Origin of the sequence: Thiobacillus sp., from assembly GCF_030696885.1 — a bacterium.
GTDB lineage: Bacteria > Pseudomonadota > Gammaproteobacteria > Burkholderiales > Thiobacillaceae > Thiobacillus.
This window is the reverse complement of the sequence record NZ_JAUYRI010000007.1, coordinates 118,279-135,339: the sequence shown is the minus strand read 5'-3', so window position 1 is coordinate 135,339 and position 17,061 is coordinate 118,279. Positions and strand designations below refer to the sequence as shown.

At 66.6% G+C, this 17,061-nt stretch carries 16 protein-coding genes; 8 read left to right on the top strand and 8 right to left on the bottom strand.

What is annotated here, in order from left to right; all coding sequences use genetic code 11:
* Nucleotides 1-30 precede the first annotated feature (30 nt).
* The 3 genes from Q8R61_RS03240 (at nucleotide 31) to Q8R61_RS03230 (ending at nucleotide 1,154) form a co-directional block, all read left to right on the top strand.
* Nucleotides 31-399 (top strand): HPF/RaiA family ribosome-associated protein, encoded by a 369-nt coding sequence (locus Q8R61_RS03240; RefSeq protein ID WP_305534155.1) that lies wholly within the window; start codon nucleotides 31-33, stop codon nucleotides 397-399.
* A 115-nt stretch (nucleotides 400-514) separates the two neighbouring features.
* Nucleotides 515-814 carry a coiled coil domain-containing protein gene (locus Q8R61_RS03235; protein WP_305534153.1) on the top strand — a complete coding sequence of 100 codons (300 nt, stop codon included), beginning with the start codon at nucleotides 515-517 and terminating at the stop codon, nucleotides 812-814.
* 52 nt (nucleotides 815-866) lie between these two features.
* On the top strand, nucleotides 867-1,154 hold the full coding sequence (locus Q8R61_RS03230; protein WP_305534151.1) for a ferritin-like domain-containing protein: 288 nt from the start codon (nucleotides 867-869) through the stop codon (nucleotides 1,152-1,154).
* Nucleotides 1,155-1,176: 22 nt separating this feature from the next.
* Here Q8R61_RS03230 and Q8R61_RS03225 read toward each other — a convergent pair whose 3' ends face one another.
* The 6 genes from Q8R61_RS03225 to rpmE form a co-directional block, all read right to left on the bottom strand.
* Complete coding sequence (locus Q8R61_RS03225; protein ID WP_305534149.1) at nucleotides 1,177-2,199, bottom strand: MBL fold metallo-hydrolase; 1,023 nt, start codon at nucleotides 2,197-2,199, stop codon at nucleotides 1,177-1,179.
* Entirely contained in the window at nucleotides 2,183-2,674 is a 492-nt protein-coding gene (locus tag Q8R61_RS03220) for a DsrE family protein (protein ID WP_305534147.1), read from the bottom strand. The genes Q8R61_RS03225 and Q8R61_RS03220 overlap by 17 nt, the downstream gene beginning before the upstream one ends.
* Nucleotides 2,675-2,752: 78 nt before the next feature.
* Nucleotides 2,753-3,316, bottom strand: a complete 564-nt coding sequence (gene mobA / locus Q8R61_RS03215; protein WP_305534145.1) for a molybdenum cofactor guanylyltransferase MobA — start codon at nucleotides 3,314-3,316, stop codon at nucleotides 2,753-2,755.
* A 10-nt stretch (nucleotides 3,317-3,326) separates the two neighbouring features.
* The gene (locus Q8R61_RS03210) at nucleotides 3,327-4,892 is read right to left on the bottom strand and encodes a glycosyltransferase family 39 protein (protein ID WP_305534143.1); all 1,566 of its coding nucleotides are present in this window, start codon (nucleotides 4,890-4,892) and stop codon (nucleotides 3,327-3,329) included.
* Between the two features lie 46 nt (nucleotides 4,893-4,938).
* Entirely contained in the window at nucleotides 4,939-6,390 is a 1,452-nt protein-coding gene (locus Q8R61_RS03205; protein ID WP_371133543.1) for a M48 family metalloprotease, read from the bottom strand.
* A 103-nt stretch (nucleotides 6,391-6,493) separates the two neighbouring features.
* Nucleotides 6,494-6,712, bottom strand: coding sequence for a 50S ribosomal protein L31 (gene rpmE / locus Q8R61_RS03200; protein ID WP_305534138.1), 219 nt, complete (start codon nucleotides 6,710-6,712; stop codon nucleotides 6,494-6,496).
* A gap of 173 nt (nucleotides 6,713-6,885) precedes the next feature.
* On the opposite strand from rpmE, the gene zwf reads away from it, so the two are divergent.
* Entirely contained in the window at nucleotides 6,886-8,283 is a 1,398-nt protein-coding gene (gene zwf, locus Q8R61_RS03195) for a glucose-6-phosphate dehydrogenase (protein WP_305534136.1), read from the top strand.
* An 84-nt stretch (nucleotides 8,284-8,367) separates the two neighbouring features.
* Here the strand turns inward: zwf and rho are convergent, their stop codons facing one another.
* Both rho and trxA read right to left on the bottom strand, forming a co-directional pair.
* On the bottom strand, nucleotides 8,368-9,627 hold the full coding sequence (rho, locus tag Q8R61_RS03190; protein ID WP_305534134.1) for a transcription termination factor Rho: 1,260 nt from the start codon (nucleotides 9,625-9,627) through the stop codon (nucleotides 8,368-8,370).
* Nucleotides 9,628-9,740: 113 nt separating this feature from the next.
* On the bottom strand, nucleotides 9,741-10,067 hold the full coding sequence (gene trxA / locus Q8R61_RS03185) for a thioredoxin TrxA (RefSeq protein ID WP_011310549.1): 327 nt from the start codon (nucleotides 10,065-10,067) through the stop codon (nucleotides 9,741-9,743).
* Nucleotides 10,068-10,228: 161 nt separating this feature from the next.
* Here trxA and fdxA point away from each other — a divergent pair, with 161 nt between their 5' ends.
* The 4 genes from fdxA to Q8R61_RS03165 are packed head-to-tail and all read left to right on the top strand — an operon-like array spanning nucleotide 10,229 to nucleotide 16,986.
* Entirely contained in the window at nucleotides 10,229-10,552 is a 324-nt protein-coding gene (fdxA, locus tag Q8R61_RS03180) for a ferredoxin FdxA (protein ID WP_305534125.1), read from the top strand.
* Nucleotides 10,553-10,557: 5 nt separating this feature from the next.
* Nucleotides 10,558-13,161 carry a PD-(D/E)XK nuclease family protein gene (locus Q8R61_RS03175; RefSeq protein WP_305534123.1) on the top strand — a complete coding sequence of 868 codons (2,604 nt, stop codon included), beginning with the start codon at nucleotides 10,558-10,560 and terminating at the stop codon, nucleotides 13,159-13,161.
* Entirely contained in the window at nucleotides 13,154-16,393 is a 3,240-nt protein-coding gene (locus tag Q8R61_RS03170; protein ID WP_305534121.1) for an exodeoxyribonuclease V subunit beta, read from the top strand. Before Q8R61_RS03175 ends, Q8R61_RS03170 begins: the two co-directional genes overlap by 8 nt.
* Complete coding sequence (locus Q8R61_RS03165) at nucleotides 16,390-16,986, top strand: DUF938 domain-containing protein (RefSeq protein WP_305534120.1); 597 nt, start codon at nucleotides 16,390-16,392, stop codon at nucleotides 16,984-16,986. The genes Q8R61_RS03170 and Q8R61_RS03165 overlap by 4 nt, the downstream gene beginning before the upstream one ends.
* The last annotated feature ends 75 nt before the right edge of the window (nucleotides 16,987-17,061 follow it).

Sequence of the window (17,061 nt, the reverse complement as noted above, 5' to 3'; positions counted from 1 at the left end):
GTCTATCCACCCCATTCACGGAGGAATCCCATGCAAGTTCAATTCAATACGGACGAAAGCGTCGTCGGACGCGAAGCCCTCGGCCGCCACGCCGAAGAAGTGGTCCGCAAGGCTCTGGACCGCTTCAGCAACGAGGTCACCCGGGTGGAAATCCACCTCAGCGACAGCAACGGTCAAAAGGCCGGCGAAAACGACAAGCGCTGCCTGATGGAGGCCCGGGTGGCCGGCCGTCAGCCGATCGCGGTCACCGACGAGGCCAATACACTCCACCAGGCCATCGACGGCGCAACCCAGAAACTGAAACGCTCGCTCGACAGCACGCTCGGCAAGCTGGGTGACCACAAACGCAAGCCGTCGCCTCCAGCCAGCGATGACGAATCCCACAACGAAGAAAGCTGACCGACCCGACGGTTTCACGTCGAAATCCAGATAAATCCGCCGACACGATCGCGGGTTGGGCGCAGCCGTGCCTGACCCGCTACACTTGTAGTGTCCCGCTTATAAGGAGAACGACATGAGCACCAAAGACGAATTTGTGCAAAAGATGCACGCCAAGCTTGACGAATGGAATGCCGACATCGATGCGCTATCGGTAAAGGCCGATCAGGCGGCCCACAAGGCCGAAGCGGAAGCCCGCGCCGAATACAACAAGCAGATCGAGGCCCTGCGCAGCGCGCGCGACCACGCCCGCAGCAAGCTGAACGAGGTTGAATCCGCAAGCGAAGGCGCCTGGCACGACCTGAAAGCCGGCGTCGAGCTGGCATGGGAATCGGTCAGCGAAGCGGTGCGCTCCGCCACCACACGCTTCAAATAAACCGTCCGCGCTAGCCGGACACTTTTCTGCCACGACACAAAGGGAACGACACATGTCGAACGAGGGTTATCACGAACCGATCGAAGAACTCAGCACGGAAACGCGCGACATGCACCGCGCCATCACCTCGCTGATGGAAGAGCTCGAAGCAGTGGACTGGTACAACCAGCGCGTGGACGCCTGCAAGGATCCGGAATTGCGCGCCATCCTCAAGCACAATCGCGACGAGGAAAAGGAACACGCCGCGATGGTGCTGGAGTGGATCCGTCGCAAGGACCCACGCTTCGACAAGGAGCTGCGGGACTATCTGTTCACCGACAAGAAAATCGCCCACGAATGATCCGGGGCCGGGTGCGTCCCACCTACTTCTTCAGGGATCGCGCTTCCTCATCCAGATAGATGCGGTAGGCATTGCCGCGGTTGCTGCCGTCGAAGGCAGGCAGCTTTTCGTAACGCGACCAGTCGGTGTTGCGGTAAGCCTCGTCGAAGGGCACGAAGTCCTGGACCGCACGGGCCATCGCCGCGCGCACGTACAGAATGTAATCGCGGGTGGCTTCTACCACCTGGCCGGCGTCATCCGACAGCGTGCCGTGGCCGGGAATGATGTAGCGCACTTGATTTTTCAGGCCGGCGATGTAATCCAGACCCGCCAGCCACCGCTTGATGTCGGTTTCGGGGCTGTCGAGAAAGGGCACGCGGCCGCCGTACAGCACGTCGCCGCCAAACAGCACGCCGTAGTTCTTCACCAGCATGATGGAATCGCCCGGCGCATGCGCCGGCCCGAGATGGTGGATCTCGAACTGGACGCCGCCCAGTTCGAAGCGCTTTTCCTGATCGAAGACTTCGTCCGGCACGACAATGAAGGTCTTCTCGTCGACCCAGGGGAACAGGGCCTCGCGGCGCTGCTCGAGCCGACGCGCGGCATCCTCGCCCTGGCTGTCCGCGGTCCCGCCGGCGTAGCCGAGGGTGCCGCGCTGGGCCAGCACCACCGGCGCCTCGCCGTGTTCCTTGAAGGCCTGCAGGCCATAGATGTGGTCGGCATGGTAGTGGCTGACGACGACATATTTGATCGGCTTGTCGGTCACTTCGCGGATGCGCTGCAGCATCCGGTAACCCAGCGCCGGCGTGCCGAGCGCATCGAACACCACCACCCCGGCATCGGTGACCACAAAGCCGGCATTCGACGTGTGGCCCTGATTCACCGAATCGGGTACGCCCGACAGGCCTTCGATGTAATACACCGGGGTGCCCGGCACCCGCAACAGTTCAAACGGCAGGCTGACCGCCGCATACGGCGTTTCCACCGGTGCCGCGGCCGCGGCCGGACCACCCGCCAGCAGGGCGCAGGCTAGAACCAGCCCGCGTGAATCAGCGCATGTAAGCATAGCCGCCCTCCCGTTGCAGTTTGACAATCTCGGCGTCCGCCATCGGCACCATTTTCACGAAGCCGTGGATGTCCTCCGGCTTGAAGCCCCGCGAGCGCGCCGCCACCACGCACATGCGGAACTCGATCGGACCCGCCTGGGTGAGACTGTGCGCCCGCTCCATCAGTTCGCGATACTTGCGCAGATTCCGGGTGGCGAACATCGGGATCTCGTCGCCATGCAGCACCACCACAATGGCAGAGTCAAACGGGTTGGCCTGATAAATGTTGTTGAGGAAGCTCACGCGGTCGATCACGCCTTCGAGCTCCTTCGTGTTCGACACGGCCACGTCGTAGACCGCTTTTTGGGGGGCATAGGCCGTCTCATTCAGCGTTGCCTGCCCCCACGGCGTCGCGGCCGTGTCCACGGCCGCAACCGGCCCCGCGCATAACAGCATTGCGCCGGCAAGCAAAAAGGATGGGATGGCAGTCTTCATGGCATGTCTCCTTATTGTGAAATGATGCTGTCGCGCCGGGCGCAGTTTCGCGGCGCCGTGGTGCTTCAAGCTGGGGACTCAATCGGCCTGCAGATCGCGCGGCTGATTGATGTTGGCGAAGCAGGCCGCATCGAAGCGGACCGCCGTCGAAGCCAGCCCCGCCTGCCAGTGGCGCACCGCGCGTTCGCCGCGCGCCAGATAAGCGGCAAGGTCGTCGCGCTGGTCGGTGCGCACGATGAAGCAGCTGTAGTGCACACGCCCCGCGTCCGCCGCCACCGCCAACGGCACGCTCTCCAGCTGCGCTGCGCCCAGCAAGCGCAAGGCCAGATCGGCGGGCAGATGCGGCGTATCGCAGGGCACCACCAGCAGCCAGTCGGCCTCTACCGCATCGAGCGCGGCCAGCACCCCCGCCAGCGGGCCGGGGTAATCGGGCAGGGTGTCCGGCAGGACGCGATAACCATAGGCCGCATAGGCATCGAGATTGCGGTTGGCGCTGATCACAAGCTGCCCGACTTGCGGCGCCAGCGCGGCAAGCACCCATTCGATCAACGGATGTCCCTGATAGTTCAGCACGCCCTTGTCGACGCCGCCCATGCGCAGGCCCTGGCCGCCGGCCAGGATGACGGCGGCGACGCGGGCCATATCGAGCCCCCTAGTGGCGGGCATAGAGATGAAAACGGTCGGAGCGGTCGCCCGGGCGGGCGCCCTCCCACAGCTTGATCCAGTCGTCCGCGACATGCGGCTCGGCCTCGCGGCGGCGGGTTTCCACCAGCAGCCAGTCGCAGCCGACGTCTGCCGGCACCAGCTGGCGGCCGCTGTGATAGATCAGCAGCAGGCGCTGTTCGCTGCGCACCTGGTGCGACTGGATGCACGCCACGGCCGGTACCCGTTTCGTCAGCTCGGCGGCCACGCTGACGTAGGACAGGCGACGGTCGAGCGGCGCCAGGAACAGCGCCATCAGCAGCACCCAGACAAAGGTCATGCTGCCGGTCCACACCAGCATGGGGCGCAGCGGCGAGCGCTCGATGCGGCTGAGAAAAAGCACCCAGACCAGCGTGACGGCGAGGCCCAGCGCCAGCGCCCACGGCCGCCAGGTGCCGACTTCGGTCATGCCCAGCCGGGTGAGCCGCGCCGCCAGCCGCGCCGGCGTGCCCAGGTCGTGCGCACTCCAGTAGACCCACAGCAGCAGCGCGAGAAAGCCGAACAGCATGAGTCCGAACCACAACAGCGCATTGGCCGCGCCGCGCCGCAGCGTGAACAGGCCGGCCGCGCCCAGCAGCGCCAGCGGCAACAACAGAATCAAGCCCTGCTCCTCGCCGGGCTGCGCATCGAAGGCATACAGGCCGAGCAGGCCTGCCAGCGCGACCACCGGCAGCACGGTGCCTGGCGTGCGCCACTGGCGACGACCGCGATACACTGCCCACGCCGCCAGCGGCCACGCCGGCCACGCATACCAGCCGAGTATGCTCAGGTAATAACCGGGATGCAGGCCGTCGCCCCCCTGCCAGCGCTGCAGGCTGAACGTGTGCCACGGCCTGTCCTGCACAGCTGAAAACGCCACCCAGGCGGCGCCGACCAGCAGCGCGCCACCGATGCCCCAGGCCAGCGCGCGGCGCGCCGCTGGGGTGCGGTAATCCTCCAGCACACCCTGCAACAACGCGGCGATCACAAGAAACATCACCGCTTCCGCGGTGCCGCCCGCCAGCAGCATCAGCACCGCGCCGCCGCCCAGCGCGCCAGCACTCGACCACCCGCGGGCATCGCGCGGCAGATTGGCGATGCCGTACAGCATGATGGCGGCGGCGGCGAACTGGGCGGTCGCGGCATTGAGTTCATGGCCGCGCACCAGGAGGCCCATGCAGCCCAGAAGGGTCAGCGCCGCTGCCCAGCCCGCTTCGACGCCATACAGGGCGCGGGCGGTGCGCGCGACGAAAAATAGCGCCAGCGCGACGAACAGCCCCGAGGCCAGCCGCGCGCCGTCGTGCAGCGCCAGCAGCGGCGAAGTCAGCCAGGCGGTGGCGCTCGCCACCCAGTAATACAACGGCGGCACGGCGGCGTCGGATGACAGCGCGCCGGTGGTGAGCAGCCACAACTTGACGAAGTGGCCACCGTCGCCGCCCTTCCATGGCGCGTGCCCCACCAGGCCCGGCAGCAGCCAGGCGGCGCACAGCAACAGCAGGCCCAGCTGCGGAAGGGTCGCTGCGCAGCAGCGGGGCACCCACCGGCGTACCCCTTGCGGGTGCTGAGAAGGGGAGAACGCGCGCTTACTGAACAATTTTGAGGCGCTGGCCCGGCTTGGGCTCGCCGCTTGGGTAAAGGGCATTCATCAGGCGCAACTGGCTTTCGGCGTCGGGGCCCAGCGGCGACTGCCGCGCGAGGCTCGCCAGGGTCGTGCCAGGCTGCGCCGTGATCAGTTTCAGCACATAGGGCCGCGCGGTCTGCCGTTCCTCGGCGGTGATCGCGCGAAAGCTGTTGATCGTGCTCCTGAGCGCGTTGCGCTCGCGCTCGTAGACCGCCTTGTCCCAGGCCATGCCGCCGATCAGGTACTGGGTGCCGCTGAACACCACCGCCGCCACCACCACCGGCCGGCCCTGCTGCGCGCCGGCCGCAAAGGCGGCCGGATAGCCGCTGAGGCTGCCGCTGTCGTAGCGCGCGCCGGCATCGAGCTTGACGCCTCGTTGCAGCGTATCCAGCGGCTGGTCGTTTTTCGGGCCCTGTCGCAGTTCGACCAACGCGTCACCTTTCGGGCTCAGCGCCAGCACGCGGTCGGGGCGGTTCTGCACCCGCCAGCCGGGCGGAAACTGGATTGCCAGGCCGAGCTTCGAGTGGAGCAGCATGTTGTTGCGGATGAGGCCCTGATCGGGGCTGTCGCCAAAGTAGACGCCCGCCATCTTCTGCAGATATTCATTGCGGCCCTCGCGCGGGTTGGCGACGCTGTACTGATTCGCCTCCCCCACCACCTGCTGCAGGCGCGCGTCGTTGCTGGGGTGGGTGGCGAAGGTGCCATGGTAAGTGCGCACCGGGCGACCGTCGCGGCGCGCCTGCTCGGCGGCGAACAGCTCCTGGTTTTTCAGCACGCCGATGACGTCGATCATCACCTGTGGACTGTAGCCGGTCTTCGCCAGATATTCGGCGCCGAGGCGGTCGGATTCCAGTTCGTGCTCGCGGCCGTAGCCTGCGGTCCAGGCCTGCGCCAGCGTTTGCAGCAGCGTCGCGCCGCCCTGGTTGTTCATCCCGGGCACCAGGATCGAGCCGAGCACCGCGCCCAGACTGGCGGCGGTCGCAGCGCTTTGCTGGCGCACACCGTGGCGCGCGGTAACGTGGCCGATCTCGTGACCGATCACGCCGGCCAGCTCCGCTTCGGAATTCAGATAGGCCATCAGGCCGCGCGTGATGTAGACGTAGCCGCCGGGCAGGGCAAAGGCGTTGACGTCGGGGCTGTCGACCACGGTGAAATGCCATTGCAGCTGGGGGCGGTGGCTCTGCTGCGCGAGCCGCTGGCCGACGCTGTTCACATAGGCCTGCAGCGCCGGATTCTCCAGCGCAGCGTATTCCTTCAGCACGTCCTGGTGGGCCTGGGCGCCGAGCTGAATTTCCTGCTGCTCGGACATCAGCACGAAGTCCTTGTCCCCGGAGACAGGGTTCTGCGCGCAATGGGTCAGCGCCAGCGCGCCCAGCGCAATGGTGGCGATGCGGCGAACTGTCCTGACTGTCACGACGGGTTCCTCCTGATCGGCATGCAGACAATGATACCGTCGGCGCGGCGCAAAAATGCAAAAAGCGGCCGAAGCCGCTTTTTCACGCATGCGCCGTCAGGCTTCAAGCCGCGGTGGACTTCATGCCGTAGCGCTGGCGGAATTTCTCGACGCGACCCGCGGTGTCGACGATCTTCTGCTTGCCGGTGTAGAACGGATGGCAGGACGAGCAGACTTCCACGTGCAGGGCGGGTTTGCCCAGCGTGGAGCGGGTTACGAACGTACTGCCGCAGGAGCAGGTTACGGTCACTTCGTTGTAATTGGGGTGAATGCCGGCTTTCATGGCAATTCCTTAAAATGGGTTGAATTCGGAGAACGCGGGAGTATAGGGGATCTGGCGGGCGGAATCAAGCCGGATGTCACCCGGCCCATTCTACGGGCAGGGGCCGCGCGCCGCTGCGAAAGCTTCGGGGGAGTCGTTTATGATTGGCGCACCTCCTTCTTCCGGGTTGTACCATGGCCGACAAGCTTTCCTCCGATGCACTGGTTCTGTTTGGCGCCACCGGAGACCTGGCCCGACGCAAGATCTTTCCTGCGCTGTACGACATGCTGCGACACGGCCGCACCCTGCCCCCCATCCTGTGCGTCGCGCATTCCCCGGGCTGGGATCTGGAACGGCTGCGTGCCCACGCCCACGCCGGTATCACCGAATTTGGCAGCGCCGGCATGGACGAATCGGTGTTTCGCAACCTCGGCAGCCTGCTGACCTATATCAACGGCGATTATGAAGACCCCGCCACCTATGATGCGCTGCGGCGCGCCCTCGAACACCGGCAACGGCCGCTGCATTACTTCGCGATTCCGCCGTCGATGTTTCCCGTGGTGGTGCGCGGGCTGGCCGGTGCGGGCTGTACGGACAATGCGCGCGTGGTGGTCGAAAAACCCTTCGGGCGCGACTTCGAGTCAGCACGCTCGCTGAACGCCACGCTGCACGAGGCGCTGCCGGAATCGGGCATCTTCCGCATCGACCACTATCTCGGCAAAGAGGCGGTGCAGAACATCCTCTATTTCCGCTTCGCCAATTCCTTCCTCGAGCCGATCTGGAACCGCAACCATATCCGCCAGATCCAGATCACGATGGCGGAAAACTTCGGCGTCGAGGGGCGCGGGCGCTTCTATGATTCCGTCGGCGCGATCCGCGACGTAATGCAGAACCACCTGCTTCAGATTCTGGCGCTGCTGGCCATGGAGCCGCCGCTGGGCACCAGCGCCGAGGCGATCCGCGACGAACAGGCCAAGCTGCTCAAGGCCATCCGCCCGCTCGAACCCGGCGACATCGTGCGCGGGCAGTACGAGGGCTACCGCAACGAGGAAGGCGTCGCGCACGGATCGGACACCGAAACTTTCACCGCGGTGCGTTTCTTTGTCGATACCTGGCGCTGGGCGGGCGTGCCCTTCATTGTGCGCACCGGCAAAAAGCTGCCGGTCACCACCACCGAGATCCGCGCCGAATTCCAGCTGCCGCCGCAACGCGTGTTCGCCCTCTCCGAATCCGGACCGCTCGCGCCCAATTACCTGCGCATGCGGCTGTCCCCCACGGTGTCGATCGCGCTCGGCGCACGCACCAAGAACGCCGGCGACCGCATGGTGGGGCGGCCGGTGGAACTGTATGTCTGCAACGACCACCCGGACGAGATGAGCGCCTACGAGCGCCTGCTCGGCGACGCACTGGACGGCGAGGCAATGCTGTTCGCGCGGCAGGACGCGGTGGAGGCGGCGTGGAATGTGGTGGAGCGGGTGCTGTCGCACCGCGACCCGGCCTATGCCTATGAGCCCGGCACCTGGGGGCCGCAGGAGGCCGACCTGCTGCTGGCCGGCGGGCGCTGGCACAATCCGCGGCCGGCGCAGGGCTAGCCCGGGCCGTTCATTCAATCAGGGGGTTGTCTGGGACGCGCTATGTGAATCCGCAGGCAGCGCCTGCGTGCGTCCGGCCGGCTATTAGCCGCGCCGCATCGAGTCGAAGAAGTCCGCGTTGTTCTTGGCAGCGCGGATCTTGTCGACCAGAAACTCCATCGCTTCCATGTCGTCCATCGGGTACAGCAACTTCCTCAGCACCCAGACCTTTTGCAGCAGCTCCGGCGGGATCAGCAGTTCCTCGCGGCGGGTGCCGGAGCGGTTGACGTTGATCGCGGGGTAGAGGCGCTTCTCGGCCATCTTGCGGTCGAGGTGGATTTCCAGGTTGCCGGTGCCCTTGAATTCTTCGTAGATCACGTCATCCATGCGGCTGCCGGTGTCGACCAGCGTGGTGGCGAGGATGGTCAGGCTGCCGCCTTCCTCGATGTTGCGCGCGGCGCCGAAGAAGCGCTTGGGCTTCTGCAGCGCGTTGGCGTCGACGCCGCCGGTGAGCACCTTGCCGGAGGCCGGCTGCACGGTGTTGTAGGCGCGCGCCAGGCGGGTGATCGAGTCGAGCAGGATCACCACGTCCTTCTTGTGTTCGACCAGGCGCTTGGCGCGCTCGATCACCATTTCGGCCACTTGAACGTGGCGACTGGCGGGTTCGTCAAAGGTCGATGCCACGACTTCGCCGCGCACGGTGCGGCTCATCTCGGTCACTTCTTCCGGGCGTTCGTCGATCAGCAGCACGAACAGCACGACGTCGGGGTGGTTGGACGAGATGGCATGCGCGATGTGCTGCAGCATCACCGTCTTGCCGGACTTCGGCGGCGCGACCAGCAGGCCGCGCTGCCCTTTGCCGATCGGCGCGACGATGTCGATGATGCGGCTGGTGATGTTTTCCTCGGCCTTGATGTCGCGCTCAAGTTTCAGCGGCTTGTCCGGATGCAGCGGGGTGAGGTTCTCGAACAGGATCTTGTTCTTGCTCGCCTCGGGCGGCTCGCTGTTGATCAGGTCGAGCTTGGTCATCGCCGAATAGCGCTCGCCGTCCTTCGGCGTGCGGATCTCGCCTTCGATCGTGTCGCCGGTGTGCAGGTTGAAGCGGCGGATCTGCGACGGCGACACGTAGATGTCGTCGGTGTTGGCCAGATACGAGGATTCCGGCGACCGCAGGAACCCAAAGCCATCCGGCAGCACTTCCAGCACACCGTCACCGTAGATGCTCTCGCCGCGCTTGGCCTGCGCCTTCAGGATGGCAAAAATCAGCTCCTGTTTGCGAAAGCGGTTGGCGTTGTCGATGCCGCTGGTGGCGGCGATTTCGAGAAGTTCGGTGATGGGTTTTTGCTTGAGCTCGGAAAGATGCATGGGGGAGGCCTGAATGGGCTCGCTTGAAGGAGCCGGACTTGGGGGAGGGGTGGGGCCGGACGATGCTGCGGGCTCAGACGGCTCGCGGGGCACTTCGTCCGGGGAATGCATATTCAGATGTTGCTATCAACAAAAGCGGTGAGCTGCGACTTGGACAGCGCACCGACCTTGGTGGCTTCGACGTTGCCGTTCTTGAAGATCATCAGGGTGGGGATGCCGCGGATGCCGAACTTGGGCGGCGTGGCCTGGTTTTCATCGATATTGAGTTTGCACACTTTGAGCTTGCCGGCGTATTCCTTGGCGACTTCGTCGAGGATCGGCGAGATCATCTTGCAAGGGCCGCACCAGTCCGCCCAGTAGTCCACCAGCACCGGTACACCGGCCTGCAGGACTTCCTGCTCGAAGGAATCGTCGGATATGTAATGAACATGCTCGCTCATTTGGTGAAGCTCCTAATCAGGGAAGGGGATAGCCGGAACTGGCCTGGGTGCGTTTGACGCTGACGGTAAAGCTGGAAAATTCGGTTTTGTGCCGATATGCTACATCAAAATTGCCGCCCGCAAGCAACCGGGGCTTTTTCCATCCATCTGGGTAAATCCGAATGACTTATGTTGTAGCCGACGCCTGCATCAAGTGCAAATATACCGACTGTGTCGACGTCTGTCCGGTCGACTGCTTTCACGAAGGCCCCAACTTCCTCGTCATCGACCCCGAGGAGTGCATCGACTGCACCCTCTGCGTGGCCGAATGCCCGGTGGAAGCCATTTTCGCCGAAGACGACGTGCCGGACGACCAGCGTGCCTACATCGCGCTGAACGCTGAGCTTGCCAAGGAATGGAAGGTCATCCTCGAAAGCAAGGACCCGCTGCCTGACGCCGACGAATGGGCCCAGACCAAGGACAAACGCCAGTACCTGGAGCGCTGAGCCGCTTGAACACTTTCGGCGACGGCGCGCTGCCGCATGCTGTCGCCCACCACCTGCTCGATCACCACGCCGACCGCCTGCCCGACCTGTCCGGGCTGACCGTGCTTGTCCCCAACCTGCGCGCCGGGCAGGACTTCGCCCGCGCGCTGGCGCAGGCAGCCGGTCGCGCCGTTTTGATTCCGCCGCGGATCACGCCGCTGAAAAGCTGGGCCGACAGTGTGGCCGCCGGCCATGCCGAGCCGCAGGCGCGGCGGCTGGCACAGCTGCATGGCGTGCTGCGTCAAACCGACTGGCTCGGCAGCGTCGACCGCTGGACGCTCGCCGGCGAACTGCTGGCGCTGGCCGACGAACTGTCGGCCGCGCGCCTGGGCGGCGATATCGGCTCGCAGATCCGCGCGCTACACGCCGACACGCTCGACCGCGAAACCGCACTGATCGAGGCGGTGTGGCAAACGCTCAACCGCGACGGCCACGATCCGCAGGCGCGCTACGCGCGCGCGCTCGATGCGCTGGCCGAACAGATCGCGGCAGCGCCGCAACCGATCTATGGCTACGCGCTGGGCACGCTCACCGCCGTCGAGCGGCAGTTCCTCGCGCGCTGCGCCGAACACGCCCCGCTCATCCTGTTCGAAGCGGACGCCGAGGCCCCGCTGGCCCACACGCTGCACCAGGCCTGGATGCAAACCGATCCGCCGCTGCGCGACCGCGCCCTCGCGCTGGTGCAGCGCCTCCCCGTCTCGCCGCTGCGGGATCGCCTGATGCTTGCCCCCGCGCCGCATCTGGAAGCCGAAGCGCGCGCCGTCGCCAGCTGGGTGGCCGCGCAGCTCAATGCAGGCAAGCGCGACCTCGCCCTGATCGCACTCGACCGCGAAACCGCGCGGCGGGTGCGCGCGCTGCTCGAGCGCATGGACGTGCTGGTGGCCGACGAAACCGGCTGGACGCTGTCGACCACCGCTGCCGCCGCGGTGATCGACCGCTGGCTGGAATGCGTCGCGAGCGACTTTCCCCATGTCGAATTGCTCGACCTGCTGAAGTCGCCCTTCGTGCTGGGCGCGCCCACCGCGCGCCAGGATCAGGTGCTGACATTCGAGCTGGCGCTGCGCCGCCACGGCGTGTCGCAGGGCATGGCCGATATCCGGCGACTGGCACAGCGCGAATTCGGCACGTTGCCGGACTGGCTGGCCGCGCTGTTCGACGCGCACCAGGCGTTCGTGCAACGCCGCGCCCCGCTCGTCATTTGGCTCACCCGCCTCGCCGACAGCCTCGCCAGGCTGGATGCTGGAACCCCGCTCAAGGCCGACGCCGCCGGCGCCCGCGTACTCGAAACACTCGAAGACCTACGCCGCGACCTGGCCGACGACACCGAAAAATACGGCTTCAACGAATGGAGGCGCTGGCTCAACTTGGCGCTGGAATCGGCGAGCTTCATCGACGCCAGCGTCGCCAGCCCCCTCGTGCTGACCTCGCTGCCCGCCGCGCGCGGGCGCCTGTTCGACGCCGTCGCGGTGATCGGCGCCGACGCCCGTCACCTGCCCGCGCGCCCCGCGCCGGGCCTGTTTTCGCAGGCCACGCGCGGGCAACTGGGCCTGCCGACGGCCGTCGACGACGCCGCGGCAGCGACCGCCGACCTGATGCAGCTGCTGGTCCAGGGGCCCGCGCTCATCAGCTGGCAGGCGTGGAACGACGACGAGCCCAACCCCGCCTCGCCGCTGGTGCTGCGGCTGCAGGCGTTGCACCGGGCCGCGTGGGGCAGCGATCTGCCGACGCAGGCCCCCGGCGCGCCGCCCACGCAGGCGAGCCCGCTGCCTGCTGCCTGCGTGCAGCCCGCGCCAACGGTCACGCCCGCGCAGCTGCCGCGGCACTATTCGCCCACCGCCTACCAGACCCTGCTCGACTGCCCCTACCGCTTCTTCGCACGCAGCGTGCTCGGCCTGCGTGAACTCGACGAGGCCGACGAAGCGCTCGACAAGAGCGACTACGGCAACGCGCTGCACCGCATCCTCAAGGCCTTTCACGACAGCGATCCGCCGCTCGAACGCGACGCTGCGCTGACGCAGCTGAATGCCTGCTCCACCGCCGAGTTCGCTACCCTGCCCGCGTACACCGCCGCCGCCTGGGCAAGCCGGTGGGACAGCATCCAGCCCGCCTACATCGACGCCTGGCTGGCGCACGCATCTGCCGGCTGGCGCTATAAGTCCGGCGAAACCGATTTCGCCGTGCCATACAGCGTTGAAGGCCTGGGCGAGATCACCCTGCACGGCCGCGTCGACCGAGTCGATGCAAAAGCCGACGCTCGCTACGTGATCGACTACAAGACCAGCGCCGCGCAGGGCCTAAAGAAGAAACTCAAGGCGCCCGACGAAGCCGTGCAGCTGCCCTTCTATGCCTGGCTGTGCGAGGCCGCCGCCGCCTACCTGCCGATCAACGAAGCCCCCGTCGCCGCGCTCGAACTCGACGGCGAAACCGACGTCGCCGCGATCAGCCTGCGCCTGCCCGAGCTGCTCGAAGCGATCGCCCGGCACGCCGCGTTGCCGGCCCATGGCGTCGACAGTGTCTGCAAATATTGCGAAGCGCGCGGACTGTGCCGCAAGGGGATGTGGGATGCGTGAACCGCTCGACAACGCAGTCGCACTCAATCCGCACGCCTCGTGCGTAGTGGAAGCCTGCGCCGGCAGCGGCAAGACCTGGCTCCTGGTGTCGCGCATGCTGCGCTTGCTGCTGGCAGGCGCCGCGCCCTCGGAATTGCTGGCGATCACGTTCACGCGCAAGGCGGCGCAGGAAATGACCGACCGCCTGCACGAGTGGCTGCGCGTGCTGGCGCTGGAAGACGACGCGACGGTGCGGACATTCCTGCGCGATCGCGACGTGGCGGAGAACGACATCGACGCGCTGTTGCCGCGCGCGCGCGGCCTGCTGGAAACGGTATTGATCGCGCAGCCGGGACCGACGGTGACGACGTTTCACGGCTGGTTTCTCGATCTCTTGAAACGCGCGCCGCTGGAGGCCGGACTACCCTGGGGAGCGCCATTGCTGGAGCGCACCCGGCAGCTGCAGGACGAGGTGCGCGACCGCTTGCTGGCGAAGTGGGCCTCTTCGCCAGAATCTCCGGAAGGTGGCGCCCTGCTCGCCCTGCTGGGCGACATCGGCGAGCACAACCTGCGCGCGCTGCTGCGGCATTTTCTCGATGCACGCGCGGAATGGTGGGCCTACACGGAACAGGCCGCCGACCCGGTGACCCATGCGCTGGAAGCGTTGCGGCCCGGCCTGCTCCCCGATCTGGACAGCGATCCGGTAGCGGGCTTCTGGGCCGACGAATTGATGGTGGCGCGGGTGAAGCGGGTGGGCTTTGCGCTGGAAAAAGGCGGCAAGAGCGAACAGGCGCGTGCGCCGGAAATCCAGCGCAGTCTGAGTCTGCCGCCCGACGCCGCGCACGCCGCGCTGATGAAGCACCTGATGACCGCGGGCCAGCGGCGCAAGAAACAGGCGACGAAGGAACTGGAAAAAGCGCTCGGCGCCGGGCTCGACGCCTATCTGCGTGACCTCGACACGCTGGAAACCGCGCTCGAAAAAATCGCCGCGATCCAGACCGACCAGCGCATCTGGGCGCTCAACCGCCATGGCCTACTGCTCGGCCACGCGCTACTGGCGGCGTATCAGGACGCCAAGGCGCAGCAGGGGGTGATCGACTTCGCCGACGCCGAGTGGCTGGCCTGCCGCCTGCTCGCCAGCGAGGAACACGCGCCGGCACTGGCGCTGAAGCTGGATGCGCGCTACAAACATTTGTTACTCGACGAATTCCAGGACACCAACCCGCTGCAGTGGCAGGCGCTGTCGACCTGGCTCGCCGAAGCACACGGTGCCGACAGCGACATGACAGTATTCATGGTGGGCGATCCCAAGCAGGCGATTTATCGTTTCCGCCGCGGCGAAGCGCGCGTGTTCGACGCGGCGGCGGCATTCCTGGCGGCGCATTTCGACGCGCCGCGCTTCAGCACCGACATGACGCGGCGGCTGGCGCCGGCGGTGGTGCAGGCGCTCAACCCGGTATTCGCCGGCATCGAAGGCTTTGCCGAGCACACGCACGCGCCGGCAAACAAAAGTCGCGCTGGCGCACTCCGCTGCCTGCCGGTGCAGGCCGATAGAGCCGAGGCCGACGTGTGGAGTCGACTGCGCAACCCGCTCACCACGCCACAACCGGAGGCTGACGACCGCGCCGTGCACGAAGAGGCGCGGCAATTTGCCCGCGTGCTGCGCGACGAGGTGCTGGGGCGCTGGGGCGTGGCGGACAAGACGGGCGCCCTGCGCGCGGCGCGCCCCGGCGACGTCATGGCGCTGGTGAAGAAGCGCACCCACCTGCATCTGTACGAACGCGAGCTGGAGAAGGCGCGCATCCCCTTCATCACCTCGCGCCGCGGCGGCCTGCTGCACGCGCTGGAAGCGCAGGATGTAATTGCGCTGATCGAAACCCTGCTGCTGCCGCACGCCGAGCTGAAGCTGGCACACGTGCTGAAGTGCCCGATCTTCGGCTGTAGCGACGACGAGCTGCTGCAAGTGTTTGCGCCTGGCGACGCGCTGCGCGGCTGGGAACAGCTGCTCGCGCTCGCCGCCGCGCCCGATTGTCCCGCGACACTCACACGCGCGGCGCGACTGCTGACCCGCTGGCGCGCCCACGTCGGTACGCTGCCGGTGCACGACCTGCTCGACCGCATCTATTTCGAGGGTGATGTCGAGGCGCGCTATGCCGCCGCGGTGTCCGAGGCGATGCGGCCGCAGGTGGCCGCCAACCTGCGCGCCTTTTTGCAGCTGGCACTGACGCAGGACGGTGGACGCTATCCGACGCTGGCCGGTTTCGTGCGTGAGCTGGCGTCGCTGGTCGACGACAGTGACGCCGCGCCCGGCGAGGGGCTGGCGGCCGACGGCGAAAACGCGGTGCGGCTGCTGACCATTCACGGTGCCAAGGGGCTGGAAGCGCCGATCGTCTGGCTGCTGGGCGGCAGCGACCACCCGAAAGGGGAAAGCTACGCGGTGCTGGCACCGTGGCCGCCCGAGGCGCCAAGGCCGCTGCATTTTTCGCTGTTCAGTCGGCAGGACGACCGGGGCGTCGCGCGGGAAGACTGGTTCAAAGAAGAAGCCGATCTCGCGCAACGCGAATCCGACAACCTGCTGTATGTGGCGCTGACCCGTCCCCGACAGGCGCTGATCGTCAGCGGCGACGCCCACAAAAACGCCTGGCTGGCGCGCGTAGACGCGGCCTGGAAAGGCCGGGCGCTGCCGGCCGATCTGCCGATCGCGGCGGCCGAAGCCGCCATCTCCGCCCCGCCGTCGGCTCGCATTGATGCGCCGGCGGTGGGGCAACGCATCGCACCGCTCGCAGTCAATCCGGCGGCATCGATGGGTGAGCTCTTCCATGCCTGCCTGGAACACCATGCGCCGCCCGGGGCGCCGCGCGACCTGCCGGCGCTGGCCGCCCGCCTGGGGCTGGAGGCGCAACTCGACCGCACCGAAGCGGCCGCCCGCGCGCTGCTGGCGCAGCCGCATCTGGCGCGCTTTTTCGACCCTGCGCAGTACCGCTGCGCCCACAGCGAATGGGCATTGCTGGACCGCAGCGGCCGGCTGCAGCGGCTCGACCGCGTGGTGGAATTCGATGATGCGATCTGGCTGATCGACTACAAGACCGGCGACGACAGCCGCGGCGTCAGCGACGCGCAGCTGGTCGAGCGCCATCGCGCGCAGCTGGCCGACTACCGCTCGCTGCTGGCCGAACTCCACGCCGGCAAGCCGGTCCATGCCGCGCTGCTATTGGCCGACGGCCGGCTGATTCACATGGAAAATCAAACATGACTGACAAGCCCTTCTCCGAATCCTGCTTGCAGAACCGCGAGCCGATCCTGGCGGTGCTGCGCATCTGGTTTGCCGACCGCCGCCACGTGCTGGAAATCGGCAGCGGCACCGGCCAGCACGCGGTGTATTTCGCGCCCGAGCTGCCGCATCTGGTGTGGCAGACCGCCGACGTGCCGCCGCACCACGCCGGCATTCGCGCCTGGCTTGATGACGCCGCGCTACCCAACGTGCGGCCGCCGCTGGCGCTCGACGCCAACGACACGGCCTGGCACGGCGGCCGCTACGACGCGGTGTTTTCCGCCAACACGCTGCACATCATGAGCTGGCCCGAGGTCGCGCAATGCTTTGCCGGCATCGGCGCGGTACTGGCGTCCGGCGGTACGCTGGTCATCTATGGTCCGTTCAACTACAACGGCGCCTACTCGTCGGAGAGCAACGCCCGCTTCGACGCCTGGCTGAAGGCGCGCGACCCCGCTTCCGGGGTGCGCGATTTCGAGGCGGTGGACGCGCTGGCGCGCGCGCAGGGCCTGGTTCTGCAGCAGGACATCGCGATGCCGGCCAACAACCGAACCCTCGTCTGGCGCATGGAATAGGATGAATTTACCTGCGTGACCGTCCTTGTCTCACTGGGTGCTTTGCTATAACGAAACCATCGTGGGATTAAGGAA